Genomic DNA, 572 nt, shown 5'->3' with positions numbered 1-572 from the left:
TCACCAGGTGGTGGCGGGTGGGGTGTTGGGGAGGGTGGTCCAGGTGCGGGTGCCGCCGCCGGGGTCGGGGGAAGGGCCGAAGCCCCAGGTGCCGGTGCAGGATTTGGTGACGGCGGCGAGTACGCGGAGTGCGGTGCGGCGGCGGGCGTTGCAGAGGGCGCCGAGGTGCGGGGAGGTGTGGGGTGGGTGGGCGTCGTAGGCGATGAGGCGGAGGGTGCCGGTTGCCTCCGGCGGGGTGTCTTCGGTGGTGGGGCAGGGGTCGTGGGGGCGGTAGCGGAGGGCGAGGTAGATGTCCGGGGACGGGGTGAAGTGGACGGCGGTGGCGATGAGTTCGCCGACCAGGACCATGGCAGGGAAGGTGAGGGCGGTCAGGCCGTGGGTCTCGAGGGTGGTACGGACCGCGCTGCGGGCGACGCCGGCGGAGGTGGGTCGGGCGGGGAGGGTGAGGCTGTACGAGAAGGGGTCGGGGCCCGGTTCCGTGGTGGTGGCCGGTCCTGGTGTCGTGGGTCCGCGGTAGGCGGGGCTGGTCGGGGCGGCGACGTAGCAGGGGACGGGGCCGGATTCGGATCGGG

The 572-nt window shown here is 74.1% G+C and carries 1 protein-coding gene; it reads right to left on the bottom strand.

What is annotated here, in order from left to right; genetic code table 11:
* Positions 1–572: hypothetical protein (locus DY218_RS24245; protein ID WP_233521879.1), on the bottom strand; the 572-nt coding region annotated here is incomplete at its 5' end.

This window comes from Streptomyces triticagri, assembly GCF_003429565.1.
GTDB classification, from domain to species: domain Bacteria; phylum Actinomycetota; class Actinomycetes; order Streptomycetales; family Streptomycetaceae; genus Streptomyces; species Streptomyces triticagri.
The sequence above is the reverse complement of the archived record's forward strand: the minus strand, read 5'-3'. Positions and strand labels throughout refer to the sequence as shown.